At 60.9% G+C, this 6153-nt stretch carries 6 protein-coding genes and 1 tRNA gene; 3 read left to right on the forward strand and 4 right to left on the reverse strand.

Annotated features, from left to right (window positions below; genetic code table 11):
- Nucleotides 1-127: 127 nt before the first annotated feature.
- Together HMPREF9720_RS07170 and HMPREF9720_RS07175 are read right to left on the reverse strand one after the other, a co-directional pair.
- Nucleotides 128-904 (reverse strand): lipopolysaccharide kinase InaA family protein, encoded by a 777-nt coding sequence (locus HMPREF9720_RS07170; RefSeq protein ID WP_039940157.1) that lies wholly within the window; start codon nucleotides 902-904, stop codon nucleotides 128-130.
- Nucleotides 905-1273: 369 nt separating this feature from the next.
- Nucleotides 1274-1345 (reverse strand) — tRNA-Thr (locus tag HMPREF9720_RS07175).
- Between the two features lie 114 nt (nucleotides 1346-1459).
- Here HMPREF9720_RS07175 and HMPREF9720_RS07180 point away from each other — a divergent pair.
- From HMPREF9720_RS07180 to HMPREF9720_RS07190, 3 genes are read left to right on the forward strand one after another with little or no spacing between them, the layout of a single operon-like run.
- Complete coding sequence (locus HMPREF9720_RS07180) at nucleotides 1460-2410, forward strand: NAD-dependent epimerase/dehydratase family protein (RefSeq protein ID WP_039940152.1); 951 nt, start codon at nucleotides 1460-1462, stop codon at nucleotides 2408-2410.
- Entirely contained in the window at nucleotides 2407-2775 is a 369-nt protein-coding gene (locus HMPREF9720_RS07185) for a cupin domain-containing protein (RefSeq protein WP_009597536.1), read from the forward strand. Before HMPREF9720_RS07180 ends, HMPREF9720_RS07185 begins: the two co-directional genes overlap by 4 nt.
- A 9-nt stretch (nucleotides 2776-2784) precedes the next feature.
- Nucleotides 2785-3738 carry an alpha/beta hydrolase gene (locus HMPREF9720_RS07190; protein WP_009597541.1) on the forward strand — a complete coding sequence of 318 codons (954 nt, stop codon included), beginning with the start codon at nucleotides 2785-2787 and terminating at the stop codon, nucleotides 3736-3738.
- Nucleotides 3739-4070: 332 nt separating this feature from the next.
- Here HMPREF9720_RS07190 and HMPREF9720_RS07195 read toward each other — a convergent pair whose 3' ends face one another.
- Nucleotides 4071-5144: a hypothetical protein gene (locus tag HMPREF9720_RS07195; protein WP_009597555.1), complete on the reverse strand. Its 1074-nt coding sequence runs from the start codon at nucleotides 5142-5144 to the stop codon at nucleotides 4071-4073.
- A gap of 21 nt (nucleotides 5145-5165) precedes the next feature.
- Nucleotides 5166-6153 (reverse strand): hypothetical protein (locus HMPREF9720_RS07200; RefSeq protein WP_139022472.1); only part of this gene is annotated, 988 nt, incomplete at its 5' end.

Raw genomic sequence — 6153 nt, forward strand, 5'->3', positions numbered from 1 at the left:
TCCCGCTTCTTCCCTTGCTATAAAAGAAAAAGTAAAAGAAATAATATGCAAAACCGTAAAGTCTCATTGTCTCCTTGGTGGATTAACCTCTGGCAAATGTAGTGAAATATTCCCGGAATCCAAATTTTCAGCCCTGTTTTTTGCCTGCCGCGGCCAGTTTGCGTGCTTTGAAACGCTTCTTGAACTGCTGGCGGCGTCCGAACAGAAGCCTGAAAAACGTGCCCCGCAGCAGCGTGTCGTCCATATCCCACTGCCTCGTTTCGGCGTAGCGGTCGAGTATGTATAGAAACGCCACGGCCGGGCAGCTCAGCCGCCGCAGGTTGATCATGCATTCGTCGGGGCGGAGCGGCCGCCGGAGGAATTTCATGCGGTTTATGTCGATCAGCTGGAAATCGTAGCGTCCCGTCGCCTCGTCGTGCCGCCAGAGGATGTTGGTCTGGTTGAAATCCTCGTGGCAGATCCCTTTTTCGTGGAGCCGGACGGTGAAACGGGCGAATGCTTCGAGCACGGGCAGCGAATCGGAGGTCGGGAACCGTTCCGTAGCCGCCGTGAGCGGTGCGTAGTCCGACCGGCGGGATACGAAATAGGTCTCCGTTATCAGCCCGTTGCGACGGTATTCGCTCCATGCGACGGGTTCGGGCGTGTCGATTTCCAGCTCGCGCAGGCGCAGGGCGTGTTCGTAGGCGCGCCGGGCCTTGCTCTTGCGGAAAAACGAGTACATGACGGCATTGAACGCGCTGGGCCGTTTGTAACGCTTGACCACGAGCCGTTCGCTTCCGATGTCGAAGGCGCGGATCTGATTGCGGCCGTCGTGAAGCACTTCGCCCGACACCGGGAAAAGTTCCGGAAGCTGCCGGACGAACTGCCGCAGGTATTCCATGCCGGGATTGACCGTAATTTTCATGTCCGTATTCATTTACACGGCAAAGTTTACGGCAAACGATCGGCTTGGATAGTCCATTTTGGGCGCAGTATTGGCTGATTGGGCGGCAATCGGGCTTCGGATTGTTTGTTTTGTCGCTTTTCGTCTGCCTGAAGCGGCCGCCCCTTCCGGAGACTTCCGCATGGGACGCGGCGTCTCGGTGGCCGGCGGACCCCAGCGTGCATCTCCGCATTTGGCGTCTTGGCAGCCAACGCCCCTCCCCGGCCTGCATCTTTCGCATTGGGCATCTCCGCAGCCGGCGGACCGCTGCCGTCCGCTCCGCCTGTTCCCTGTCAGGCCTTTCCGCCGAAATGAAAAAAGGATTACGTGACACGTAATCCTTGCTTTGCGAGCTGTTGACGAGGATTGAACTCGTGACCTCTTCCTTACCAAGGAAGTGCTCTACCACTGAGCTACAACAGCAACATTTCTCATTCGAGTGGTGCAAAAGTACATAAGAAAAATGAAAAGACCAAAAATTTGTGCGGTTTTCACAATTATTTTCTATCTTTACTTTTGAATTATAACTCTAAACCCATGAAACGTATACTGATAATAGGCGCCGGAGGCCAGATAGGTTCCGAGCTGACGGTTTACCTGCGCAAAATCTACGGCGACCGCAACGTCGTCGCCACCGACATGCGCGAATGCAAGGCTCTCGGCGAAGCGGGGCCTTTCGAAGTGCTCAACGCCCTTGACGCTACGGCCATGGCCTCGGTGGTCGCCCGTTACCATATCGACTCGATCTTCAACCTCGTGGCGCTGCTCTCGGCCGTCGGCGAGCGCAATCCCCAGATGGCGTGGAACGTCAACATGGGTGCGCTGAACAACTCGCTCGAAGTGGCCCGCCAGCACCACTGCGCGCTCTTCACGCCCAGCTCGATCGGCGCCTTCGGCCCCACCTCGCCCAAGGACCGGACCCCGCAGGATACCATCATGCAGCCCACGACGATCTACGGCATCTGCAAGGTCACGGGCGAAATGCTGGGCAACTACTACCACCACAAATACGGCGTCGATACCCGCTCGGTGCGTTTTCCGGGCATTATTTCGAACGTCACGCTGCCCGGCGGCGGCACGACCGACTATGCGGTCGAGATCTACTACGAGGCCATCCGTTCCGGTCGGTTCACCTGCTCCGTGCCGCCGGACGTCTATATGGACATGATCTACATGCCCGACGCGCTGCGCGCCTGCGTCGAACTGATGGAGGCCGATCCCGCGAAACTCGTTCACCGCAACAGCTTCAACATCGCCTCGATGAGCTTCACGCCGGAGATCATCTGCGCCGAGATCAGGAAGCGTCTGCCCGATTTCACGATGGATTACGACGTCGATCCCGTCAAGAAGGAGATCGCCGAGAGCTGGCCCAATTCGCTGGACGACACCTGCGCCCGCGAGGAGTGGGGCTGGAAACCCGAATGGGACCTTTCGCGCATGACCGACGACATGCTGGCGCACATCCGGACGAAACTGGCTGCCGAATGAGTCTGTCCGGCGGCCGTCCGGCGGTAACGCGTGTCGCCGAGACCGCTTCGAGCTGGGACGGCGCGCCGCTTCCGGCCTATCCGGCGGGGCGGCCGCAGGTGACGATTCTCCGGGCGACGATTCCGCCGCATGCGACGCTCCCGCGGCACACGCATGCCGTCGTCAATGCCGGCGTGATCCTCCGCGGCGAACTGACCGTGGTCTCCGACAACGGGACGGAGCGGACTTTCCGCGCCGGCGAGGGTATCGTGGAGCTGGTCGGCACGGTCCATTACGGCGAAAACCGCGGCGACGGGGAGACCGAGATGGTGATGTTTTACGCCGGAACGGAGGGCGTGCCGCTCTCCGAGAGTGCGGATCTATAACCGAAAGTTATGACGACGAGACGAATTACGCGGACCATAGCCCTTTTTGTGCTGTTGCTGACAGCTGCGGTTATCGGCGGGAGTTTCTACATGCTCGGCTTCTCGCTGCGCCCCGAAGAGACGATGCGGGCGAAAAATGCCACGGCCTATGGATATATGTACGCCGAGTATCCTTTCCTGCGTCCGTGGACGGACAGCCTCGAACGGGCCGGAGCGTTGCGCGATACGGTGATCGTCGATCCGCAGGGCGTGCGGCTCCATGCGCTCTACGCCGCGGCTCCCGAACCGACCGACCGCACGGCCGTCATCGTCCATGGATATACCGACTGCGCCGTGCGGATGCTGATGATCGGCTACCTCTATAATCACGACCTGCGTTACAACGTGCTGCTGCCCGACCTGCACTACCACGGGCGGAGCGAAGGCCGGGCGATCCGCATGGGCTGGCTCGACCGGCTGGATGTGCTGCGCTGGATGGAGGTCGCCGACACCCTCTTCGGCGGCAATACGCAGATGGTCGTTCACGGTATCTCGATGGGCGCCGCCACGACGATGATGGTTGCGGGCGAGTCGCAGCGCCCCTATGTGAAGTGTTTTGTCGAGGACTGCGGCTACACGAGCGTCTGGGACGAGTTCTCGAACGAGCTGAAAACCTCGTTCGGACTTCCCGCATTTCCGCTGATGCACACTGCGAGCTGGCTCTGTGATCTAAAATACGGCTGGAATTTCCGCGAGGCTTCGGCGCTGGCGCAGGTGGCCAAGTGCGAACTTCCGATGCTCTTCATCCACGGCGACGCCGACGATTACGTGCCTACGTGGATGGTCTATCCGCTCTATGAGGCCAAGCCGGGCGAAAAGGAGCTGTGGCTCGTTCCCGGAGCCGGACACGCCTACTCCTACCGGGACAACAGGGAGGAATACACCGCCGTCGTCCGGGAGTTCGTCGGAAAATACGTCCGCTGATTCCGCGGCCGCCCGGTCCGTGCTGGAGCCGTAACCGCCTCGGACCGCATGGACTCCGATCGGTCGCAGGAGACCGGTCCGCCGATCCGACAACGGCTGCGGTCCCGATAACAGTGCTGGCCTGACAACGGTGCAGCCCTCAAAGGGACCGCAGCTCTGAAAACGGTGCCGGACCCGAAATCGGCTGCGGTCCTGACAACGGTGCGCCCCGCATGAAACCCCAAGGCCGGAACTTCAGAGAAGTTCCGGCCTTGACATCTTCCGGATTTGCGGACCGTTCCCGGAAGTGCCGGGAAGAGGGGCGGCCGCGAAAATCCGCCTATCCGGGGCGCCTAATTGGAGGCGAGCTTTTTCACCGTTCCGGAGAACGATCCCGTCACCAGATAGGGCATCGGGTGGTCGTCGCCCGTCGAGAACGACACTTCGTAGTCCGTTCCGTTCGACGTTTTCAGGGTCAGCGAACCGTTGGTCATCGGGGCATGGGGCGTGCGGCCGCTGTAGAACCACGTGTTCACGGCCCGGAGATTTCCGCCGCCGAGCTCTTCCCGTGTGCCGGGCAGGAAGCCGGGCGTGTCGTCCGAGGTCGCTTTGTAGGTGCCCGACGGAATGTATTCCTGCCCCGGAGCCGTTTTCAGCCTGAACCAGAGGTAGTACCCCGTCGCGCCCTGCGTCGCGTAGCACTCCTTTTCGTAGAAGTGCAGGTCCCAGCGGTCGTACCGGGCCGTACATTCGTCCGTGATCTTCTTGATCGAAACCACCGGCGCGTCGGCGTTCATCGCATAGTCGGCATTCAGTTTCGAGTCGCCGCGGTAAGAGTCGTTTATGCGGTTTTCGAATTCGAGCGCTCCGCGGTAGCTGACGCGCAGCGTGCTGTCGTCTTCGTCGATGAACTCCGCCTTGATCGTGGTGATGCCGTTGTCGGTCTTGATCCGCATCTTTCCGCCGACGATGGCGTGGGGCGTTGTGGAACCCTCCTCTTCGTCAGGCTCGTTCCAATAGGTGCCGAACAGAGCCGGCATGCCGAAGGAATCGGTTCCGAGAAATCCCTCGATGAATACGCCTGCCTTGTTGTCGGTGGATTTGCCGATGGTGTATTCGCCGTCCAGCGGACGCGCGCTTTTCGGATCGGTCGCCAGTACGCTCAGGAAGTCGATGTCGAGCCGGTACTTGTAGGGCGCGGCATCGGCCTGATCGAGGTCTGCGTCGGTCAGCACCAGATAGTAGTCGCCGGCCGCATCGCCCCAGTAGGTGTGGTAATAGGTGCCGTAGGCGTGGGGGAGTGCGAGGTAATCGGGATCGGTCTCTCCGCCGTCTCCGCCGTTTTCATTGTCGTCGTTGCTGCATGCGGCGAAGGCCGTCAGGGCCAGCGCGGCGGTCAGGAGCAGTGATTTTCTGAAGATTTGCATAGGTCGTAACGTATTTGGGGATTAGTTTTTGAATCCGGGTTTTCCGGTGTAGGTGAACGAAAACGTCTCTTCGGCCCCGTCGTCGCGGAGCGTTCCCTCTATCTTCCAGCTTTCGCCGACGGTCGAGACGGTGAACGATCCCGACGTGGCGACGTAGGTGGCTTCGTCGGTTTTCCAGTAGGTGCCGGCGGCCCGGCCGCTCTGGGAGATGTAGCCTGAGCGGAACGTGAAGGTTTCGTTGGCGTATTTTCCCGCTTCCGAGCGCAGGTCGATCGTGTATTTGCCGTCGCCGGGCAGCGGCGCCGCCGGATCGGCGGCCGGCACGCTGCGGAGCTGCGAATGCAGTTCGACCCTTTCGTTGCCGCCGCGGAGCATGTAGGTGTCGGCCGCAATGCCGTAGTCGTCGGGATAGTAGTCGCCGAAGACCATCGACAGCCGTTCGTACACGACCGGGTCTTCCTCCCCGGATTCGTTTGCGAAGGCCAGCGCGCCGCTCCACGAGAACGAGAGGGCGGTTTTGTCTCCGTCGGTCACCTCGCCCGACAGGGTGAAGGTCCCGTCGCCCGATGCCGCGGGCGCGAGCGTCATGCTGCCCGAACGGATCGCGAATTTCTTTTTCTGCCCCGCCTGATTCGCGCTCCGGACCTCGACGCCGCTTTTGACGGTTTCCCACGAGGATGCCTCCGGCGCGAACGTTCCCGCCCGGCAGGTCTCCGCCGCCGTGTAAACGCCCGCTTCGGGCATCGCGGCGGAGGGTTTGGGGGCTTTGACGCTCGTCAGGTCCGCCTCCAGCACGTCTCCGTCCGCATTGGTCAATGTCAGACGGTAGTTGCCGTCTCCGGTCCGGTACCTGTCTCCGAGGTAAACCGCCTGCAAGACGGTCGTGAACTCGATGGTGTAATTTACGGCCCGCACGGGCGGCTCCTTCTCCTTGTCGTCGGAACAGGACGCGGAAGACAATACTGCGGCCGCCAGCAGCGGCAGCAGCAAGGTTTTTTCTATTCTCTCC

Source organism: Alistipes sp. HGB5, from assembly GCF_000183485.2.
Lineage (GTDB): Bacteria > Bacteroidota > Bacteroidia > Bacteroidales > Rikenellaceae > Alistipes > Alistipes finegoldii.